Below are 21,449 nucleotides of genomic sequence, written 5' to 3'. Positions count from 1 at the left end.
GTCGAAAATCTTTCTAAAATTCCCTTTTTTGTATCAAAATTGTAATGTAGTTGTTATTACGGTGTTAGGGAGATAATTTTCCCCTATGATAGAATTTATTTCAAATAAAAGGAGTTATTATTATGTTGTTTGATACACATTCACATTTAAATGCAGAGCAATTTAAAGAGGATTTACAGGAAGTAATTGCAAGAATGAAAGAAGTTGGTGTTTCTTATACAGTTGTAGTTGGTTTTGATGAGATGACCATTAAAAAGGCAATTGAATTGGCAGAAACATATGATTTTATTTATGCAGCTGTTGGTTGGCATCCTGTTGATGCGATTGATATGACAGAAGAACATTTAAAATGGTTGGAAGAGTTAGCGGCTCATCCAAAGGTTGTTGCGCTTGGTGAAATGGGTTTGGATTATCATTGGGACAAATCTCCGAAAGAAGTGCAAAAAGAAGTATTTCGTAAACAAATTAAGCTAGCAAGAAAGGTAAATTTACCAATCATTATACATAATCGAGATGCAACACAAGACATCATAGATATTTTAAAAGAAGAAAATGCATCTGAAGTAGGAGGAATCATGCATTGTTTTAGCGGCAGTGTTGAAGTTGCAAAACAGTGTGTGGAGATGAATTTTCTCATTTCATTAGGTGGTCCAGTAACCTTTAAAAATGCAAAGCAACCAAAAGAAGTAGCGATGGAAATTCCAATGGAACAACTTTTAATCGAAACAGATTGTCCTTATTTAACTCCTCATCCGTTTCGCGGAAAACGAAATGAACCAAGCTATGTAAAGCTTGTTGCGGAGGAAATTGCAAAATTAAAAGGACTATCTTATGAAGAAGTAGCAATCAAAACAACAGAAAATGCAAAAAAACTATTTGGTATTCAATAATGAGAAGTAGAGGGGGATTTCCCCTCTACTTTTTAAATTGTATGAACTAGGAAAATAATAATGGAAAAGTAGGCGTTTTTTTGTTTTACTAATTAGAGATGTGAAATGAGTGTGGAGGAAATTATGAAGATTAAAGAAATAATTGTTGTAGAAGGTAAAGATGATACGGTTGCCATTAAACGTGCAGTAGATGCAGATACAATTGAAACGAATGGTTCGGCAATTGGGAATCATGTAATTGAACAGGTGAAATTGGCGCAACAAACACGAGGTGTTATTATTTTTACAGATCCTGATTATCCAGGAGAGCGTATTCGTAAAATTATTTCTGAGAAAGTACCAGGTTGTAAGCACGCATTCTTACCGAAAGAAGAAGCATTAGCGAAGCGAAAGAAGAGTGTTGGAATTGAACATGCCTCTAACGAATCTATCAGGCGCGCTTTGGAAAGTTTACACGGAGAGATGGAAGAGTACACGAGCGAAATTCAGTGGATTGACTTAGTAGAAGCGGGACTCGTTGGTGGAGAAAAAGCCAAAAGCCGTAGGGAACGAATGGGTAAGCTATTAAAGATCGGTTATACAAATGCAAAGCAGTTACATAAACGTTTGCAAATGTTTCAAATTTCAAAGCAGGATTTTGCAAAAGCGTATAAGCAAGTATTACAGGAGGAAAAGAAATGAAAGATATCGCAACGCCAAATCGTACGAAAGATATTGTTGAAAAGTATGGATTTTCATTTAAAAAGAGTTTAGGACAAAACTTTTTAATTGATACAAATGTATTAAATCGGATTGTAGATTATGCAGAGATTGGACCTGAGAGCGGGGCAATTGAAATTGGACCTGGTATTGGAGCGTTAACAGAGCAGTTAGCAAAGCGTGCTAAGAAAGTTGTAGCGTTTGAAATTGACCAACGCCTTTTACCGATTTTAGAAGAGACATTAGCACCTTATAATAATGTAACGGTAATCAATAAGGATATTTTAAAAGCAGATGTAAATACCGTATTTCAAGAGCAGTTTGAAGAAAGCAAAGATGTAATGGTGGTAGCAAACTTACCATACTATGTGACAACACCAATTTTATTTAAGCTATTAGAAGAACAATTACCAGTGCGTGGTTTTGTTGTGATGATGCAAAAAGAAGTAGCAGATCGCTTGGCGGCTCGCCCGGGAACAAAAGATTATGGTTCGTTGTCAATTGCCATTCAATACTATACAGAACCAGAAACAGTGATGACGGTTCCGCGTACAGTATTTGTACCACAGCCAAATGTGGATTCAGCAGTTATTCGTTTACTAAGACGTCAAAAGCCGCTTGTGGAAGTAAAGGATGAAGCGTTTTTCTTCGAAGTAGTGCGTGCTAGCTTTGCGCAGCGACGTAAAACATTGATGAATAATCTATCTAATAATTTAAATGGTTTTCCAAAGGATAAAATATTGCTTGAGCGTATACTAGCAGAAGTTGAAATTGATCCGAAGCGAAGAGGCGAAACATTATCAATTGAAGAATTTGCAAAGTTAAGCAACGCTTTATTTTCGTATAAAATGTAAAAGGTAGCTCGTTTTGAGCTACCTTTTTTGTCACCTTTTTCCTATAAGTTCATAGGCTAAAACAGAACGTAGTGAGTTATATGTCCCTACGAGTTTGGAGGTAGAAGGATGGCTGTACATGTTGGAGATTTAGTGGAGAGAAAGTCTTATAAGCGCGACCTTCTTTTTCGAGTAACAGAAATAAAAGATACAATAGCAATTTTGTTTGGAGAAGAATTTCGGCTCGTAGCAGATGCACCAATAGAGGATTTAGTTCTTGTCGATCAACGAGATTATACGAAAAGAGTAAAGCAGGAACGAGAAACAATGGAAAAGACATATCGCTTATTTCAACAAGATTATGTATTAATGAGAGAGCGCCAAGAATATCAGTCAACAGGCGGCTATGCAAATGAAGTAAATTATTTTCAAATGCCGGGTAAAGTGCTTCATCTTGATGGGGATCCTTTATATTTAAGAAAATGCTTAGATTTATATACGAAAATAGGTGTGCCTGTACAGGGAATTCATTGTAAAGAAACGGAGATGCACGAGAAGGTTCTAGATTTAATTGAGCATGTTCGTCCTGATATCTTAGTGATTACCGGACATGATGCTTATGCAAAATCAAAGGGAGAAATGGAAAATTTGGCAGCTTATCGTCATTCTAAGCATTTTGTACAGGCTGTACGTACAGTACGAAAAAAGTATCCTTCATTAGATCACCCTGTTATTTTTGCTGGGGCGTGTCAATCGCATTTTGAAGCCCTTATTCGAGCTGGAGCAAATTTTGCAAGTTCTCCGTCCCGCGTTAATATTCATGCGTTAGATCCGGTGTATGTTGTAGCAAAAGTGAGCTTTACATCTTTTATGGAACGAGTTAATGTTTGGGATGTAGTGCGCAATACAGTAACCGGTGAGAAGGGGCTTGGCGGAATTGAAACAAAGGGAATTTTACGAACAGGATTGCCTTTTCAATATTATGAAGAGTGAGCAAGGTAAGTATTTGCCTTGCTTTTTATGTACGCGCTTTTTGAGAATTGGATAAAAAAGTATAAGAAAGTACAGACTATATATGTATGACTTGTATTTTTATACTTTCCATCCCAATTACAGCGAGGTGTAGCGTGATATGTCAAAACGTTTAGATGAAATTAAAAGTGCTTTGGACCATCATCTCGGTCAGAGGCTTATGCTAAAAGCAAATAGTGGAAGAAGAAAGACGATAGAACGATCTGGCGTGTTAGCAGAAACATACCGTTCTGTTTTTGTAGTTCAACTTGATCAACAAGAAGATACATTTCAGCGCGTTTCTTATAGTTATGCAGACGTATTAACAGAAACTGTTGAGCTTACATTTTATGATGCACAAGATAATGAAGCTATGTTAGGTGAACAATCTGTTTAAGGATGGCCTTTTGTTACATATATTTTCCGGATTTGAAAAAATTCGTAGTGTCACATACTAAATGTACCGTAGCGATAAAGGGGGCCTTGCGTTGAGTAGACGAAGAGGAGTCATGTCGAATCAATTTAAAGAAGAGCTTGCAAAAGAGCTTGGATTTTATGATGTTGTGCAAAAAGAAGGATGGGGCGGAATTCGTGCGAAAGATGCTGGTAATATGGTTAAGCGTGCAATTGAAATTGCAGAACAGCAATTAATGAAACAAAACCAGTAACAGTAAGATACTTCTATGCTACGGTAGCCGAGGAGATATTCCTCGGCTTTTTGCACGCGAAAAAGTTGTATTCGTAGTGTATAAGTAGTTTCATTCTTGATGCTTTTCGTTATAATTAGGAAAGTGTCATCGTTCTACTATAAATTTATGGTAAAATAAACGATAAAAGATTGAGTACATAGAGTAGGTGAATAGATTGAAGCTACTAGTTAAAGCACCAGCAAAAATTAACTTGTCGTTAGATGTACTAGGAAAAAGATCGGACGGTTATCATGAAGTTAAAATGATTATGACAACAATTGATTTAGCGGATCGGTTAGAACTAACAGAGTTATCGGAAGACCGAATTGAAATTGTATCTCATAACCGTTATGTGCCAGACGACCAAAGAAATTTAGCTTATCAGGCGGCAAAATTGTTAAAGGAACGCTTTCAGGTAAAAAAAGGGGTATCTATTGCAATTGAAAAAACGATTCCGGTTGCGGCGGGATTAGCGGGTGGAAGCAGTGATGCAGCTGCAACATTAAGAGGTCTGAATCAATTATGGAATCTTGGACTTACAATTGATGAACTTGCAAAGTTTGGTGCCAAGATTGGATCAGATGTATCGTTTTGTGTATATGGCGGAACCGCTATTGCAACAGGTCGTGGAGAAAAAATCGAACATATAAAGACACCTCCTTCTTGCTGGATTATTTTGGCCAAGCCGCATATTGGTGTATCAACAGCTGACGTATATGGGAATTTAAATTTAAATCGTGTAACACATCCAGATGTAAATCGTATGGTTGAAGTGATTCAAAATGGTGACTATGAGGGGATTTGTCAAGCTGTTGGCAATGTATTAGAAGATGTAACATTTTCTATGCATCCTGAAGTTGCACATATTAAAGCGCAGATGAAACGTTTCGGTGCAGATGCGGTATTAATGAGCGGTAGCGGTCCAACCGTTTTTGGTTTAGTTCGTCATGATTCACGTATGCACCGCATTTATAACGGTTTAAAAGGATTTTGTGATCAAGTATACGCAGTTCGTTTATTAGGAGAGCGAGAAGGTCTTGAATAAAGACGTATAATAAGTTATGATTTGTTTAAAATATTCGTAATTTGAGGTGAGAGCATGAAAATTAGACGAAGTACAAGGTTAGTCGATATGACTTATTATTTGCTTCAAAACCCTCGTCAGTTAGTTTCTCTCACTTTTTTTGCTGAACGGTATCAGTCTGCTAAATCTTCTATTAGTGAAGATTTAGTTATTATTAAACAAACGTTTGAACAACAAGGGGTCGGCACATTACAAACGGTACCAGGTGCAGCAGGAGGAGTGAAATATATCCCATATATAAGTCAGGAGGAAGCAAAGCAAATTATTAATGAGCTTTGTAACTTATTTGAAAATCCGGACCGTATTCTTCCGGGCGGTTATTTATATATGACGGATCTTTTAAGTAACCCGCGCTACATTAATGGTGCAGGGAGGCTTTTTGCTTCTGTATTCGCAAGACAGCCGATTGACGCTGTTATGACAGTTGCCACGAAAGGGATTCCTTTGGCGTATGCAGTAGCCAATTATTTGGATGTTCCGGTCGTAATTGCTAGAAAAGATAATAAAGTAACGGAAGGTCCAACAGTAAGTATTAATTATGTATCAGGATCTTCTAAGCGTATTCAAACGATGACATTAGCAAAACGTAGTCTTCCAGATGGTGCGAATGTATTAATCATCGATGATTTTATGAAGGCAGGCGGAACCGTACAAGGTATGATGAGTATGCTTGAGGAGTTTAATGCAAATGTTATTGGCGTTGGAGTTTTAGTGGAATCAAGTGATATTGAAGAAAGACTTGTCGATAACTTTGTTTCGTTAATTCGCTTGTCTGAAGTAGATGTGAGAGAAAAGACGATTCAAGTGGAAAAAGGAAATTATTCTTTAAGTCCATTTGCTGATGTCATTGTAGAAGTTGAATAAGAGAAGCAATCTTTTTAGTAGATTGTTTTAAAGGAGATACTGTTCGCCAGAGCGGGGGAAAAGATAAAGCAACTGCTTTATCTTTTTTTATACTGATTGATAATAGGGTTTTACCAGTTGGGTAATTTGTCCTGTTATTTCCAAGCGGTAAGTTTTAGCAGGTGGTAAGCTTCCAACCTTGGAGGTTTACCACCTGCTAAAACAATAGGTTTCTTGTTAGGGACAGCTTGTAAAGGCAGGATAAAAAAATATAAAAGGGTGAGGAATAATGAAAGTAGTTCAAACAAATGAAGCGCCGCAGGCAATCGGTCCATATTCACAGGGGATGGTTGTAAATAATATGTTTTACAGTTCTGGACAAATTCCTTTAACAGTAAATGGGGAAGTTGTGACTGGAGATATAAAGGACCAAACAGAGCTGGTATTTCAAAATTTAAAGGCAGTATTAACAGAAGCGGGAGCATCGTTTGAGACGGTGGTAAAAGCAACTGTATTCTTAAAAGATATGAATGATTTTGATGCGGTAAATGAAGTATATGGTACATATTTTTCTACAAATAAACCAGCCCGTTCTTGTGTACAAGTAGTAAAACTACCGAAAGATGTATCTGTTGAAATTGAAGTTATTGCCCTTGTAAAATAAGGAATTGTAAGCGGTAACTTATGTTCATTTATATATTTTTACTTATATAAAAATTTTTATCTTAAAAATTTTTGAAAAATTGAAGGAAAAATGGAACATTTGTGGAATTTATAGAAATATATCGCTTATTTAGAAAAAGGGTGGTGAACACAAGATGGAAGTGACTGACGTAAGATTACGCCGCGTAAACACAGAAGGCCGTATGCGAGCAATTGCCTCTATTACACTGGACCACGAATTTGTTGTTCATGATATTCGTGTAATTGATGGCAATAATGGATTATTTGTAGCAATGCCAAGTAAACGTACTCCAGATGGAGAGTTCCGTGATATTGCTCATCCAATTAATTCAGGTACTCGTTCTAAGATTCAAGATGCGGTTTTAGCTGAGTATCACCGTTTAGGCGAGTTAGAAGAAGTTGAGTTTGAAGAAGCTGGAGCTTCGTAAAATTCGAATAAGAAGAGCTCTAAAAGAAGAGCTCTATAATTTTGGCAAACTCCTGTAAGCATTTACAGGAGTTTGTTGTCGTTTCTATGTAATATAAATCGATTTTGATTTCTCAATATATAAGTCGCAGCTATGCAAAAATAACTAATCTGCATTTGCTTTTTTATCTTTGTTTTCACATCTGCATATGGCGAGAGGTTTCATTTGGGAAATAAAGGGTTTTCGTATCGTTTTTTTCTATTTGTATCTATAATAGTTACCTCAATTTTTCTTGAAAAAGGAATAGTATAGCTTATTTCATAAAAAGATATGAAATACTAAAACATTATATAAAAGTTATGGTAAAATTTAATAGTTGTAAGGTGTTTCTTGAAATATATAGTTATTTAGGATAATATCTTTAATGGATAAATAGGTTGCGATGGAGGGTCTATATGTCAAAAAGATTTGCAGTGATTCTTGCTGCGGGAAAAGGCACACGTATGAAGTCAAGTTTATACAAGGTGCTACATTCTGTATGTGGGAAACCGATGGTACAGCATGTAGTTGATCAAGTCTCTCAGCTAGAAGTACAGAAACTTGTTACGGTTGTTGGACACGGTGCTGAAAAGGTACAGGATCAATTAGGAAGTGCAAGTGAATTTGCATTGCAAACAGAACAGCTGGGAACAGCACATGCCGTTATGCAAGCAGCTGATGCACTGGGAAACGAGGAAGGAACAACGTTGGTAATTTGTGGTGATACACCTCTTATTACAGCAGAAACAATGGAAGCTTTATTAAAGCAGCATGAAGAAGCAGGTGCAAAGGCAACGGTATTAACAGCCTACATACAAGAGCCTGCTGGTTATGGCCGAATTGTTCGTAATAAAAATGGTCACGTTGAGAAAATTGTTGAACATAAAGATGCAAATGAAGTAGAGCGAGCGATTAAAGAAATTAATACAGGTACGTATTGTTTTGATAATAAAGCGCTATTCGCGTCCCTTTCTAAAGTTTCCAATGAAAATGTGCAAGGAGAATATTACCTTCCAGATGTAATTGAGATTTTGAAAAATGAAGGTCATATTGTATCTGCTTATCAAACAGAGCATTTTGATGAAACGTTAGGAGTTAATGACAGGGTCGCTCTATCGCAAGCGGAAGACATTATGAAAAAACGTATTAACTATCAACACATGGTAAATGGTGTTACGATTATTGATCCGAATAACACGTATATTTCTGTTGATGCAAAAATTGGTAATGATACGGTTATTTACCCAGGAACAATTATTGAAGGTTATACTGTTATTGGATCAAATTGTGAGGTTGGGCCGCATACAGTCATCCGTGATAGTGAAGTGGGCGATAATACAACAATTCGTCAGTCTACTGTTCATGATAGTAAGATTGGTATCGATGTTGCAATTGGACCGTTTGCCCATATTCGTCCGCAATCTGTTATTGGTAATGAAGTTCGTGTTGGAAACTTTGTTGAAATTAAAAAGACTGTTTTCGGAAATAAAAGTAAAGCTTCTCACTTAAGCTATATTGGTGATGCAGAGGTGGGAGAAGATGTAAATCTTGGTTGTGGTTCTATTACAGTAAACTACGATGGCAAGAATAAATTTAAAACTGTAATTGGCGATGGTGTGTTTATTGGTTGTAACTCAAATCTTGTTGCTCCTGTAACGGTTGAAGATGGTGCTTATGTTGCAGCAGGTTCTACAATTACAGAAGATGTGCCAGCAAAAGCGTTATCAATTGCACGTACACGTCAAATTAATAAAGAAGACTATGTCGATCGATTGCTGAATAAGAAAAATTCATAATGTGGAGGGTTAATCTAGATGTCGACTCAATATCTAAATTCTAATTTGAAAGTATTTTCTTTAAACTCTAACAAGGCGCTTGCTGAGCAAATTGCAAAGCACATTGGAGTAGAATTAGGAAAATGTTCTGTTGCACGTTTTAGTGATGGAGAAATTCAAATTAACATTGAAGAAAGTATTCGTGGTTGCGATGTATTTATCATCCAATCTACAAGTTTCCCAGTAAACGAGCATATTATGGAATTGCTTATTATGATTGATGCGTTAAAACGTGCATCTGCGAAAACAATTAACATTGTTATTCCTTACTATGGTTATGCACGCCAAGATCGTAAAGCACGTTCTCGTGAGCCGATTACAGCGAAACTGTTTGCAAACTTACTTGAAACAGCGGGTGCTACTCGTGTAATTACTCTAGATTTACATGCTCCACAAATTCAAGGATTCTTTGATATTCCAATCGACCATTTAATGGGTGTACCTATTCTTTCTGACTATTTTCAGAAGAAAGGTCTTAAAGATATTGTAATTGTATCTCCAGACCATGGTGGTGTAACACGTGCTCGAAAAATGGCAGATCGTTTAAAAGCGCCAATCGCTATCATCGATAAACGCCGTCCGCGTCCAAATGTAGCGGAGGTAATGAATATCGTAGGTAATATTGAAGGCAAAACAGCAATTTTAATTGATGACATCATTGATACAGCTGGTACAATTACATTAGCAGCAAACGCTCTTGTAGAGAACGGTGCTTCTGAAGTATATGCTTGCTGTACACACCCAGTTTTATCTGGTCCAGCAATTGAACGTATTCAAAATTCAAATATTAAAGAGTTAGTTGTAACAAACTCTATAGTATTACCAGAAGAAAAGAAAATTGATAAAGTACAAGAACTTTCTGTTGCTCCATTAATTGGAGAAGCAATTATTCGTGTTTACGAAGAAGAATCTGTAAGTGTACTATTTAATTAATTGGATAGAATGAGACGTAACCAGTGTTGGTTACGTCTTTTCGTATCGAAAAAAGAAAGTGGTGTTACAATGAAATTAATAGTAGGACTTGGTAACCCAGGTAGAGAATATGAATTAACAAGGCACAACATTGGGTTCATGGCGATAGATGAATTATCTAAACGATGGAATATCCCATTAAATGAGCAAAAATTTAAGGGATTATTCGGTGCGGGTTTTGTAAATGGGGAGAAAGTCATTTTATTAAAGCCGCTTACATATATGAATTTATCTGGAGAAAGTATTCGTCCGCTTATGGATTACTATAAAATTGATATTGAAGATTTTATAGTGATGTATGATGATTTAGATATTCCAGTTGGAAAATTGCGTCTTCGTATGAAAGGCAGTGCGGGTGGACATAACGGTGTGAAATCAACAATTGCACATTTAGGAACACAGGAATTCCAACGCATTCGCATGGGAATTGATCGTCCTAAAAATGGCATGAAAGTAGTTGATTATGTATTAGGGCGTTTTATGGCAGATGAGACGCCTGAGGTAAAACGAGCAATTGAAAAAAGTGCAGATGCATGTGAAGAATGGCTGAAAACTCCATTTTTACAAGTTATGAATACTTTCAATAATTAACATTTACAAAAGGGAATATTTTCTTAGACTTATATCCATAATAGTAATAATTGTGTGGCTAGGAGGAAGTTATGGACGGACATTATTACTGCAGACATTGTGGGTATAGGATAGGTAGTATTACAGCGGAAAAAGTATACGGCATTGTGCTAGGTCAACTAACAGAGCGAGAGCGGTTAGAAATGATTCATTTTGATGAAAACGGGAATATATATATAAAAACAATTTGTGAATCATGTCAAAAAACACTCGCATCCTATCCAGAGTATTATGAATATGAACTGTTCTTACAATAAAAATAAAATTTCTGTTAGAGCATGTTTTCCTTACCGGTAGTTAGCTAAACACATTGTCCCTTGATAATGGGGGAACTTTCATCCTTCTCTTTTCTAAATATGAAGATGAGAGACTTACAGTGATAGGGTGTATTGCTTCGCTTTGGCTTGTCCAAAGCATTTTTCTGTTTTCTTTTTACGAAATCTTTGTATAAAATATAGTAGCTTGCTCTTTATGTTGAGAGGAGTTTTGAAAAATGATAGGTTTACTAGAGCAATTTTACGAAAATAAAGAAATACGATCAATTATAGATGGTTTAGAAGAAGGTTTAAAAGAACAGCTTATCTCAGGTATGGCAACTTCTTCACGGTCATTATTAATGGCTAGTTTATATAAAAAAACAAAGCAGTCACAGCTTGTTATCACGCATAATTTATATCAGGCGCAAAAGGTGTACGAGGATTTAGTTTCATTAATTGGAGAGCAGAATGTTTGGTTATATCCTGTAAATGAATCTATTGCATCAGAAATCGGTGTTGCCAGCCCAGAATTGAAGGCACAGCGCATTGAAGTGTTGAATCGCTTAGCGGCGGGAGAAAGTGGAATTATTGTGGCTCCTGTTGCTGGTTTGCGGCGTTTTCTACCGACAAAAGAGATGTGGAAGAAACAGCAAATCGAATTAAAAATGGGGCAAGAAATTGATCTTGATGAATTGCTTCACATGTTAACGATTATGGGCTATGAACGTAAATCTATGGTAGAGGCACCGGGTGAATTTAGTGTTCGCGGTGGGATATTAGATATCTATCCATTAACAGAAGAATTGCCGGTTCGTATTGAATTCTTTGATACCGAAGTAGATTCCATCCGTTCCTTTACTGTAGAAGAACAACGTTCGCAAGAGAAGATGGATAGCATATCATTTGGCCCAGCTACTGAATTTGTATTTTCTAAAGAAGAGCTAGCGGTTGGAATTCAGAAGCTAGAATTAGGTTTAACTAATACATTAAAAAAGGTATCTGACGAGAAATTAAAAACAACAGTATTAGAAACTGTTACGTATGAATTAGAACTATTGAAAAATGGACAGACCATTGAGCAGATGTTCAAATATTTATCTTTATTTTACAAGGAACCTGCTAGTCTAATAGAATATTTACCGGAAAATGGTGTTGTTATTCTAGACGAGGTTTCTCGAATTCAAGAAACAGCAGATCATTTAGAAACGGAAGAAGCGGAATGGTATATATCGCTTCTTGGAGAAGGAACAATTGTTCAAGATTTATCTTTTTCGCATAATTTTTCTCAATTTTTGAATCACAAAAAACGAAATTTCTTATACTTAACTTTGTTCTTACGTCACATTCCGCATACAAATCCGCAAAATATTGTAAATTTGACATGTAAAACAATGCAAGACTTTCACGGTCAAATGAACTTATTAAAAACAGAAATTGATAGATGGACGAAAAGTCGGTTTACCACAGTTGTATTAGGTGCAAATGAGGAACGAACAAAGAAATTGCAGCACATTTTAAATGATTATGATATTGAAGCAGATATTATTGAAGGAACAGATGTATTGCTCCCAGGTCGTATTCAAATTGCGGTTGGTGACTTACATGCGGGTTTTGAAATGCCGATGCAAAAGCTTGCAATCCTTACCGAAAAAGAATTATTTAACAAAAAAGTAAAAAAATCACAGCGTAAGCAAAAACTTTCGAATGCAGAGAGAATTAAAAGCTACTCTGAATTAAAAGTGGGTGATTACGTTGTTCACGTAAATCACGGTATCGGTAAATTTTTAGGAATTGAAACATTAGAAATTAATGGTGTCCATAAAGATTATTTGCATATTAAGTATCAAGGGAATGATAAGTTATACGTTCCAATTGAACAGATTGATCAAGTACAAAAGTATGTGGGATCTGAGGGGAAAGACCCTAAAGTTTATAAACTTGGCGGAAATGATTGGAAGAAGGTTAAGACGAAGGTAGAAAAATCTGTTCAAGATATTGCAGATGATTTAATTAAGCTGTATGCAGAGCGCGAAGCATCAAAGGGTTATGGTTTTACTCCAGATACATCTGAACAACAGGAGTTTGAATCGTTATTTCCTTATCAAGAAACAGAAGATCAGTTACGCTCAATTGCAGAAATCAAGAAGGATATGGAGCGCGGTCGTCCGATGGATCGCCTGCTTTGCGGCGATGTGGGATATGGAAAAACTGAAGTTGCGATTCGGGCCGCTTTTAAAGCGATTATGGATGAAAAGCAAGTTGCAATTTTAGTGCCAACAACAATTTTAGCACAGCAGCATTATGAAACAATCCGAGAGCGATTCCAAGATTATCCTATTAATATCGGGTTATTAAGTCGCTTCCGTACGAGAAAACAGCAAAATGAAACAATTAAAGGACTAAAAGATGGTACTGTTGATATTGTTATCGGTACACATCGCCTTCTGTCAAAGGATGTCATATATAAAGATTTAGGATTACTTATTATTGATGAAGAGCAGCGATTTGGTGTAACACATAAGGAAAAAGTTAAGCAGTTAAAAGCTAATGTCGATGTACTAACATTAACAGCAACGCCAATTCCCCGTACGCTTCATATGTCCATGTTAGGTGTTCGTGATTTATCTGTTATTGAAACACCGCCAGAAAATCGATTCCCGGTGCAAACGTACGTTGTGGAATATAATCCAGCGTTAATAAGAGAAGCGATTGAACGTGAGTTGGCACGAGGCGGGCAAGTGTATTTCTTATACAATCGCGTTGAAGATATCGAACGAAAAGTGGATGAAATTTCTATGCTTGTTCCTGATGCACGTGTAACTTTTGCGCATGGAAAGATGAATGAAAGTGAATTAGAATCTGTTATGCTTTCCTTTTTAGAGGGTCAGCACGATGTACTTGTAAGTACAACGATTATTGAAACAGGTGTCGATATTCCGAATGTAAATACATTAATTGTGTTCGATGCAGATCGTATGGGATTATCGCAGTTGTATCAGTTGCGTGGCCGGGTAGGACGTTCTAATCGTGTTGCTTATGCGTATTTTACATATAAGCGTGATAAAGTGTTATCCGAGGTTGCAGAAAAACGCCTGCAAGCCATTAAAGAATTTACAGAACTAGGCTCTGGATTTAAAATCGCTATGCGTGATTTGTCTATCCGCGGAGCAGGTAATTTATTAGGTGCAGAGCAACATGGATTTATTGATTCCGTTGGTTTTGATTTATATTCACAAATGTTAAAAGATGCAATTGAACAGCGAAGAGGTACGGATGCAGAAGAGCAAACGATTGATGTTGAGATTGATCTAGAAGTAGATGCATATTTACCAGATGCGTATATTTCCGATAGCAAACAAAAAATTATGATGTATAAGCAATTTAGGGGCGTTTCTGCCATTGAGGATATTGAAGAATTACAAGAAGAGATGATCGACCGCTTTGGTGATTATCCACAAGAAGTTGGATATTTACTACAAATTGCAAGTATTAAGGTACTAGCAATGCAAGAAGGAATCGAATTAATTAAGCAAATGAAACAAGAAGTGACACTGATGTTTTCAGAAAAGGCGAGTCAAAATATTGATGGCGGAAAGTTATTTATGCTTGGGAGCAGTTTTGGGCGTATGATTGGTCTTGGTATGGAAGGTTCACGCTTGAAAATTGTGATAAATGTGCGTGAACTAGAAGTAGCAAAGTGGCTTACAATCGCCGAAAATTTATTAAAAGGTTTAAAAGATGTGAAAAAAGAAGAGATAAATGCTTAAATGAGAATAAAAAATACCATTCGACGTGTATAGAAGAACTAATGTGTAAAATACTATGTTTAATAGTTGGTGATTTTTACATGAACAGGTAAAAGCACCACCTTTATCATCAGTAGAAAGTGAGGCAGCATTAGAATGAAAGCAACTGGAATTGTACGTCGAATTGATGATTTAGGAAGGGTTGTTATTCCGAAAGAAATTCGCAGGACTCTCCGTATTCGGGAAGGTGACCCATTAGAAATTTTTGTTGATCGCGATGGAGAAGTTATTTTAAAGAAATATTCTCCAATTAGTGAGTTGGGTGATTTTGCTAAAGAATATGCAGATGCTTTGTATGATAGTTTAGGGCATAACGTACTTGTTTGTGACCGCGATTCAATTATTGCTGTCGCCGGCGTGTCCAAAAAAGAATACTTAAATAAAAGCGTTGGAGATTTAGTTGAGAAAGCGATGGAAGAACGTAAATCGGTTGTCATGACAGATGAAAGTGAAATTTCAATTATGGATGGAGTGGCTGAAAGGGTACAATCTTATACAATTGGTCCGATTATCGCAAATGGCGATCCGATTGGAGCTGTTATTATTTTTTCAAAAGAAGCAATCATTAGTGATGTAGAACATAAAGCTGTGGATACAGCAGCAAGCTTCTTAGCAAAACAAATGGAACAATAAAGATCAACTAACCATCAGTGCGTGCTTTCCTCACAGATGGTTAGTTGGGCCAATCCTACGGGCAGTTAATGCAATGTACCGTGGAATTATATATTTATGTAAAGGTAGCGTTTTGCTACCTTTTTTATATGATCACATTAAAAGTGGAAGGCTGTTTTTTTCTTTGTGATATAATACGTAGGATGAGTATAAGAAAAAAGGGAGATTGTATGGTTATGGAGACGAATAAGTACCAAGCTTTTTGGCGCGGAGCGATTATATTAACAATTGCGAGCTTTGTTACAAAAGTATTAAGTGCCTTTTACCGTATTCCATATCAAAATATAGCTGGTGATATTGGCTTTTATATTTATCAGCAAATTTACCCGTTTTACGGGTTTTGTTTAATTTTAGCGACATATGGTTTTCCAATCATTATTTCAAAAATGATTGCAGAACGTTTAGAGCGAGGAGAGCGAAAGGAAGCAGAGTCCATAATATGTATTTGTTTTTGGTTTTTATTGGCTATTGGAATTGTAGGATGTAGTGTATTGTTTTTTGGTGCACATACAATTGCATCTTTAATGGGAGATGCGAATTTAGAAAAGCTAATTTGCGTTATTGCATTTTCTTTTTTATTAATGCCATTTCTTTCAGTAGCACGAGGTTATTTTCAAGGGTTTGGAAATATGATGCCAACAGCTATATCACAGGTAATAGAACAAACGATTCGCGTATCCATTATCGTATTCTTATCATTATTCCTTATCAAAAAAGGATTTGATTTATATACGGTGGGAGCAGGTGCTATGTTTGGCTCAATAGCAGGTAGCTTTATTGGTGTGGCTGTATTGCTGTTTTATTTGCGAAAGGATTTTTGTTCTATTTTTGTGCGAAGTTTTAAAGGGATTTCCAATAAAAAGGCCATTATTCGTACGTTGCTTTGGCAAGGGATTGCAATTTGTGTTAGTAATTTAGTGTTAATTTTTATACAAATGGCAGATTCTATTTCGCTCTATAGTTTACTTGTTCAAAATGGAGAGCCAGCAGAAATAGCAAAAACGTTAAAGGGGATATACGATCGCAGCATTCCTCTTATGCAGCTTGGGACGGTTGTGACAACATCGTTTTCACTTTCCTTAATTCCGATGATTACGGCTGCAAAAGAGAGAGGAGATCACGTGTTCATTCGCGAAAAAGTACAGTTAGCAATTAAAATTACATTTGTAATTGGGCTTGCTGCATCATTGGGACTCGCAAGTATCATTCGTCCAACAAATATTATGTTATTTGCAAATGGCGATGGCTCTGCCATGCTAGGGGTTTTATCTATTTCTATTCTGTTTAGTTCATTAGCAATTACAACTGCATCAATTTTGCAAGGAGTAGGACAAACTGTAAAACCAGCTTTATTTGTTGTAATTGGTGCATGTGTAAAATTGTTACTCAATTATATATTAATGCCGCATTTTGGTGTAATCGGTGCAGCGATTGCAACTGTGATTGCGTTGTTGTTTATTGCCATATTGAATAGTGTATTACTGATTCGAGTTGTTAATGAACCACTTATACAGAAAACCCCTATTGTAGGTGTGACAATTGGAGCGTTAAGTATGGTGTTAGCACTTTCTGGATGCATGTATATGTTTGAATGGTTTGGATTGCAAGCTAACGCGGAGCATAGAGGATTGGCAGCGATTCAAGCGTTATTATGTGTCGGTGTTGGTGGTTTACTATATGTATTTTTAATTTTAAAGCTACAAGTATTTACAGCGCAGGAACTTGGAACGGTTATGAAACAAGAAAAAGCACAAACTTCTTTGAAGAAGAGTGGATAGAGGTGGGCATTATGAAAAGAACCATTACGATTTTAGGATTAGGAGCTGGTGAGTTAGACCAGCTTACAATGGGCGTATATCGAAAGGTGAAAGAAGCGGAGCGCATGTATGTTCGAACAAAAGAACATCCAGTTATAGGGGAGCTCGAGAAAGAAGGTGTATTATACACATCTTTTGATGGTGTATATGAAGCGTATGATACATTTGAAGAGGTGTATGAAACAATTTCTAACACATTGATTGAAAAAGCCAAGGAAGCTAACGTTTTATATGCGGTTCCAGGTCATCCGCTTGTGGCAGAGCGTACTGTACAACTTTTGCTGCAAAAAGGAGAAAAAGAGAATATTGAGGTGCGCATCGAAGGTGGACAAAGCTTTTTAGATCCAATGTTTACAAGCTTGAAAATTGATCCAATTGAAGGGTTTCAGTTAATTGATGCGACGTCATTCGAAAGAGGACAATTAGAGCTTCGTCAGCACTTAATTTTCTGTCAAGTGTATGATGCATTTATTGCATCTGAGGTCAAACTAACATTAATGGAAATGCTTCCAGATGATTATGAAGTATATATCGTGACTGCGGCAGGAACATCATTTGAACAAGTGAAGAAAGTGCCACTCTATTTATTGGATCATGAGGCGGAGCTTAATAATTTAACGAGTGTGTATGTGCCGCCGGTGTTAAATCGACAATCGTTGTATCAAGAATTTGCTGTATTACGTGATATTATCGCGGAGCTACGCGGACCAAACGGATGTCCGTGGGATAAAAAGCAAACGCACCAAACACTAAAGAAATATTTAATTGAAGAAGCATATGAGGTATTAGAAGCTATCGATGAGGAAGATGATGAGCATCTTGTTGAAGAACTTGGTGATGTTCTATTGCAAGTTATGCTTCATGCGCAAATTGGTGAAGATGAAGGCTGGTTCTCGATTGATGATGTCATTCGCGCATTGTCTGAGAAAATGGTACGTCGTCACCCTCATGTATTTGGAGATGTTAGTGTAGAGACGGCTGCTGATGTTGTTACGAATTGGGAAGAAATTAAGAAACAAGAAAAAGGAAATGTAAAAGAGTCTATCTTATCAGGTATTCCAAACAGCTTACCTCAGTTAATGCGCGCTTATGAAATTCAAAAAGAAGCTGCAAAGGTTGGTTTTGACTGGGATAATATTAAGCCAATGATGGAAAAAGTAGATGAGGAATGGGAAGAATTCCAACGTGAAGTGACGGTTATGGATGAAGAGAAAATGTTATCGGAATTTGGGGATTTAATATTTGCATTTGTGAATATTGCTCGCTATTATAAAATCAGTCCGGAAGAAGCACTTCATAAAACAAACGAAAAATTTATAAGCCGTTTTTTATATATGGAAGCAAAGGTTGCTAGTATGGAGAAGGAAATGAAAGATTTTTCCTTAAAAGAGCTTGATGCATTATGGGAAGAAGCAAAGCGAATAGAGAATGAATAAGGGGGAGTTGTTGTGCGTTTAGATAAATTTTTAAAAGTGTCTCGTCTTATCAAAAGAAGAACATTAGCAAAAGAAGTTGCAGATCAAGGACGAATTATGATTAACGGTCAAGTTGCGAAAGCAAGCTCAACTGTAAAGGCAGAAGATGAATTAACGATTCGTTTCGGTCAAAAAGTTGTTACGGTAAAAATTAATGAATTAAAAGAAACGACAAAAAAAGAAGATGCGGCAAACTTATATACCGTTGTTCGTGAAGAGAAAGTTCAAGTAAAGGCGGAAGATAGCTTGTTCTAAATAATTTTGTCCTCTCATACAATTGATACTAGTATAAAGTTATGGGGGGATGGACGTGAACAAAGGGTATTCAATGTCGTCTTCTAATCAACAAAATGTTACTGTAGAACATGACGTTGTAATGAGAGGAAGACGCGTTCTTGATATTACAGGAGTCAAGCAGGTAGAGAGTTTTGATAGTGAAGAATTTTTGTTAGAAACAGTCATGGGCTTTTTAACGATACGCGGTCAAAATCTACAAATGAAAAACCTTGATGTTGAAAAAGGACTTGTGTCCATTAAAGGGAAAATATATGAGATGGCTTACATTGATGAGCATCAAGGGGAGAAAGCTAAAGGATTCTTTAGCAAGTTGTTTAAATGAGCTTAACAGTTCAATTATATACAATGCTTTCAATGATTGGGATGGGCGCTTCACTTGGAGCAGCTTTAGATACATACCATCGCTTTTTGAAGCGCGGGGAGCGAAAGCGTTGGCTCGTATTTATCTATGATATTTTATTTTGGATTGTCCAAGCTCTTGTTGTGTTTTATGTATTGTTGCTTGTAAATGAAGCAGAGTTGCGTATGTATGTATTTTTAGCTTTGTTGTGTGGTTTTGCTGCATATCAAAGTTTGTTAAAGTCATTGTACATGAAAGTATTAAATTTTTTGATTTACATTTTTGTTCAAACATTTTATTTTTGCGTTCGTATTGTTCAGTTATTTGTTGTTAAGCCAATTACGATTTTGATTCATTTAATTATAGCGTTTATGCTATTTTTATTTCGGTTTGTAGTTGTAGTTGGAACCGGGTTGTGGAAAGTTATTGTAGCGATATTGCGGTTAGTGTGGAAAATTATTTTTATCCCTGTTCGATTTGTTTGTTTTGTTATATGGAAACTTCTCCCTAGCCATGTTAAAATTTTTATAAAGAGACAAGCAGGACTTTTAAAATATTTCAAGAAAATGAAGAAGCATATATTCCTAATTTGGGAACTTATAAAAAAGAAGTTAGGGGGACCTCGGAAATGAGGGAACTAAAACAAAGGGATGTATTGGAGCATAATCCAAATTCTGTTAAAGAGCATATAATACAATCGAACGAAGGTAGAAGGCGTGTTTATCGTCGGTTAGCTTTATTTTTGGCGTTTGCTTTTGTAGTTATTATAAGTATTAGTGTGACATTTTATCAACAAAATAGTACGATTAACGCTAAAGAAACAAAAGTAAAAGAGTTGGAAAAAGAAACAAATGTAGTAACGACGAAAGAAAAACAGCTGAAAGATGAAATCGAAAAATTGCAAGATGAGGATTATGTTTTAGAGATTGCTAGAAGAGATTATTACTTTTCAAAGCCTGGGGAAATAATTTTTCCTATTTCTAAGTAGTAGGTGTTGTATTGACACTATATTTTAAGATTATATATAATGAAGTAAAATTTGGCTTTTTAACCACTAAGGAGGAGCGTTTTTTTTATGTCAATTGAGGTAGGCAGCAAGTTACAGGGTAAGGTAACAGGTATTACGAATTTTGGGGCTTTTGTAGAGCTGCCAGAAGGATTAACTGGTCTTGTTCATATTAGTGAAGTTGCTGATAATTATGTGAAAGATATTAATGATCACTTAAAAGTAGGCGATCAAGTAGAAGTGAAAGTTATTAACGTTGAGAAAGACGGTAAAATTGGTTTATCTATTAAAAAAGCGAAAGAACGTGAAAAAACAGAAGGTGAGCAACGCGATAATCAACGTGCTGGACGTCCTGGGCGTAATCGTTCTTTTAACAGAGACAATCGCGGTGGTGGCGGCGACAACCGTAACCAAAAAGAAACATTTGAGCAAAAGATGGCTCGCTTTTTAAAAGACAGTGAAGATCGTTTAACTTCTTTAAAGCGTAATACGGAGTCAAAACGTGGCGGCCGTGGCGCTCGTCGCGGATAAAACTTGCTGTTTATTTTAAAATAAAGAGAAGCACCCAGAGTGTTCACTCAGGGTGCTTTTTTTATGGAAAAAACAGTGTATAGAAAAAATAACAAAAAACATTTGAAAATGTATTGACTTAAAATGCTGTTTAAGATAATATATTAATTGTCCGTTAAATACGACATGGCGGTGTAGCTCAGCTGGCTAGAGCGTACGGTTCATACCCGTGAGGTCGGGGGTTCGATCCCCTCCGCCGCTATATATTTTAATGGCCCGTTGGTCAAGTGGTTAAGACACCGCCCTTTCACGGCGGTAACACGGGTTCGAATCCCGTACGGGTCATCAATGAAAAGATCATGCAAATTATGCATGATCTTTTTTTGTCTTGTTATTGTGGACAGTAAGCTCCATCCCCCTCGCATTCTGAGCGAGCCACTTCCACTTTTCTAAAGAAGATAGGTGGGGGATAATTGCCCGTAAAAGCCCGATTGGTGAGAGCTCTCCATCAGTAGGGATGAAGAAACCCTGCTGATGGAAGTTTCACTTTATATTAAGGAATTGTAAAGTTATGCGCTTCTTCTACAAAAACAACTATAATTTTTTGGGAATTCAACAATGTATTGAAGGATTTACGTGTAACTCTGTATATA

The 21,449-nt window shown here is 36.4% G+C and carries 23 protein-coding genes and 2 tRNA genes; all 25 read left to right on the top strand.

All coding sequences use genetic code 11. The features are described from left to right. Positions 1-122: 122 nt before the first annotated feature. The 25 genes from H280_RS0116065 to H280_RS0115945 all read left to right on the top strand — a co-directional run bounded on the left by H280_RS0116065 (position 123) and on the right by H280_RS0115945 (position 21,141). Positions 123-890 carry a TatD family hydrolase gene (locus H280_RS0116065; protein ID WP_020062160.1) on the top strand — a complete coding sequence of 256 codons (768 nt, stop codon included), beginning with the start codon at positions 123-125 and terminating at the stop codon, positions 888-890. Positions 891-1,013: 123 nt separating this feature from the next. Further along, positions 1,014-1,571, top strand: coding sequence for a ribonuclease M5 (gene rnmV / locus H280_RS0116060; protein ID WP_020062159.1), 558 nt, complete (start codon positions 1,014-1,016; stop codon positions 1,569-1,571). Further along, the gene (gene rsmA, locus H280_RS0116055; RefSeq protein ID WP_020062158.1) at positions 1,568-2,443 is read left to right on the top strand and encodes a 16S rRNA (adenine(1518)-N(6)/adenine(1519)-N(6))-dimethyltransferase RsmA; all 876 of its coding nucleotides are present in this window, start codon (positions 1,568-1,570) and stop codon (positions 2,441-2,443) included. The genes rnmV and rsmA overlap by 4 nt, the downstream gene beginning before the upstream one ends. A 108-nt stretch (positions 2,444-2,551) precedes the next feature. After that, positions 2,552-3,415 (top strand): sporulation peptidase YabG, encoded by an 864-nt coding sequence (gene yabG, locus H280_RS0116050; RefSeq protein ID WP_020062157.1) that lies wholly within the window; start codon positions 2,552-2,554, stop codon positions 3,413-3,415. A gap of 139 nt (positions 3,416-3,554) precedes the next feature. Further along, positions 3,555-3,830, top strand: coding sequence for a biofilm formation stimulator Veg (gene veg, locus H280_RS0116045; protein ID WP_020062156.1), 276 nt, complete (start codon positions 3,555-3,557; stop codon positions 3,828-3,830). A gap of 91 nt (positions 3,831-3,921) precedes the next feature. After that, positions 3,922-4,101 carry an acid-soluble spore protein SspF gene (gene sspF / locus H280_RS0116040; RefSeq protein ID WP_001985066.1) on the top strand — a complete coding sequence of 60 codons (180 nt, stop codon included), beginning with the start codon at positions 3,922-3,924 and terminating at the stop codon, positions 4,099-4,101. Between the two features lie 196 nt (positions 4,102-4,297). Further along, entirely contained in the window at positions 4,298-5,167 is an 870-nt protein-coding gene (ispE, locus tag H280_RS0116035; RefSeq protein WP_020062155.1) for a 4-(cytidine 5'-diphospho)-2-C-methyl-D-erythritol kinase, read from the top strand. Positions 5,168-5,221: 54 nt separating this feature from the next. Then, positions 5,222-6,070 carry a pur operon repressor gene (gene purR / locus H280_RS0116030; RefSeq protein ID WP_020062154.1) on the top strand — a complete coding sequence of 283 codons (849 nt, stop codon included), beginning with the start codon at positions 5,222-5,224 and terminating at the stop codon, positions 6,068-6,070. 268 nt (positions 6,071-6,338) lie between these two features. After that, the gene (locus tag H280_RS0116025; protein ID WP_020062153.1) at positions 6,339-6,713 is read left to right on the top strand and encodes a RidA family protein; all 375 of its coding nucleotides are present in this window, start codon (positions 6,339-6,341) and stop codon (positions 6,711-6,713) included. A gap of 154 nt (positions 6,714-6,867) precedes the next feature. Beyond that, positions 6,868-7,161 (top strand): septation regulator SpoVG, encoded by a 294-nt coding sequence (gene spoVG, locus H280_RS0116020; RefSeq protein WP_020062152.1) that lies wholly within the window; start codon positions 6,868-6,870, stop codon positions 7,159-7,161. Positions 7,162-7,595: 434 nt separating this feature from the next. Continuing rightward, a complete protein-coding gene (gene glmU / locus H280_RS0116015) occupies positions 7,596-8,975 on the top strand; it encodes a bifunctional UDP-N-acetylglucosamine diphosphorylase/glucosamine-1-phosphate N-acetyltransferase GlmU (protein ID WP_020062151.1) in 1,380 nt (459 codons plus the stop codon). 18 nt (positions 8,976-8,993) lie between these two features. Continuing rightward, positions 8,994-9,947, top strand: a complete 954-nt coding sequence (locus H280_RS0116010; RefSeq protein ID WP_020062150.1) for a ribose-phosphate diphosphokinase — start codon at positions 8,994-8,996, stop codon at positions 9,945-9,947. Between the two features lie 69 nt (positions 9,948-10,016). Then, positions 10,017-10,577 (top strand): aminoacyl-tRNA hydrolase, encoded by a 561-nt coding sequence (gene pth / locus H280_RS0116005; RefSeq protein WP_020062149.1) that lies wholly within the window; start codon positions 10,017-10,019, stop codon positions 10,575-10,577. A gap of 71 nt (positions 10,578-10,648) precedes the next feature. Then, entirely contained in the window at positions 10,649-10,873 is a 225-nt protein-coding gene (locus tag H280_RS0116000; protein WP_020062148.1) for an anti-sigma-F factor Fin family protein, read from the top strand. Positions 10,874-11,109: 236 nt separating this feature from the next. After that, entirely contained in the window at positions 11,110-14,640 is a 3,531-nt protein-coding gene (gene mfd, locus H280_RS0115995) for a transcription-repair coupling factor (RefSeq protein WP_020062147.1), read from the top strand. A 135-nt stretch (positions 14,641-14,775) separates the two neighbouring features. Next, positions 14,776-15,312: a stage V sporulation protein T gene (spoVT, locus tag H280_RS0115990; RefSeq protein ID WP_020062146.1), complete on the top strand. Its 537-nt coding sequence runs from the start codon at positions 14,776-14,778 to the stop codon at positions 15,310-15,312. 215 nt (positions 15,313-15,527) lie between these two features. After that, a complete protein-coding gene (locus H280_RS0115985; protein WP_020062145.1) occupies positions 15,528-17,129 on the top strand; it encodes a putative polysaccharide biosynthesis protein in 1,602 nt (533 codons plus the stop codon). 11 nt (positions 17,130-17,140) lie between these two features. Then, the gene (gene mazG, locus H280_RS0115980) at positions 17,141-18,604 is read left to right on the top strand and encodes a nucleoside triphosphate pyrophosphohydrolase (RefSeq protein WP_020062144.1); all 1,464 of its coding nucleotides are present in this window, start codon (positions 17,141-17,143) and stop codon (positions 18,602-18,604) included. 12 nt (positions 18,605-18,616) lie between these two features. Continuing rightward, a complete protein-coding gene (locus H280_RS0115975; RefSeq protein ID WP_020062143.1) occupies positions 18,617-18,898 on the top strand; it encodes an RNA-binding S4 domain-containing protein in 282 nt (93 codons plus the stop codon). 55 nt (positions 18,899-18,953) lie between these two features. Next, positions 18,954-19,262: a sporulation protein YabP gene (gene yabP, locus H280_RS0115970; RefSeq protein WP_020062142.1), complete on the top strand. Its 309-nt coding sequence runs from the start codon at positions 18,954-18,956 to the stop codon at positions 19,260-19,262. Further along, positions 19,259-19,912, top strand: a complete 654-nt coding sequence (gene yabQ / locus H280_RS0115965; protein ID WP_020062141.1) for a spore cortex biosynthesis protein YabQ — start codon at positions 19,259-19,261, stop codon at positions 19,910-19,912. The genes yabP and yabQ overlap by 4 nt, the downstream gene beginning before the upstream one ends. Further along, positions 19,909-20,268 carry an FtsB family cell division protein gene (locus tag H280_RS0115960; RefSeq protein WP_020062140.1) on the top strand — a complete coding sequence of 120 codons (360 nt, stop codon included), beginning with the start codon at positions 19,909-19,911 and terminating at the stop codon, positions 20,266-20,268. Before yabQ ends, H280_RS0115960 begins: the two co-directional genes overlap by 4 nt. 87 nt (positions 20,269-20,355) lie before the next feature. Further along, the gene (locus tag H280_RS0115955) at positions 20,356-20,817 is read left to right on the top strand and encodes a S1 domain-containing RNA-binding protein (protein ID WP_020062139.1); all 462 of its coding nucleotides are present in this window, start codon (positions 20,356-20,358) and stop codon (positions 20,815-20,817) included. A gap of 167 nt (positions 20,818-20,984) precedes the next feature. Next, positions 20,985-21,058: transfer RNA gene (locus H280_RS0115950), tRNA-Met, on the top strand. Positions 21,059-21,069: 11 nt separating this feature from the next. Beyond that, a tRNA-Glu gene (locus tag H280_RS0115945) sits at positions 21,070-21,141 on the top strand. Positions 21,142-21,449 lie beyond the last annotated feature (308 nt).

It is taken from the genome of Bacillus sp. 123MFChir2 (assembly GCF_000383235.1).
In the GTDB taxonomy this organism is placed as follows: Bacteria; Bacillota; Bacilli; order Bacillales; family Bacillaceae_G; genus Bacillus_A.
The sequence above is the reverse complement of the archived record's forward strand: the minus strand, read 5'-3'. Positions and strand labels throughout refer to the sequence as shown.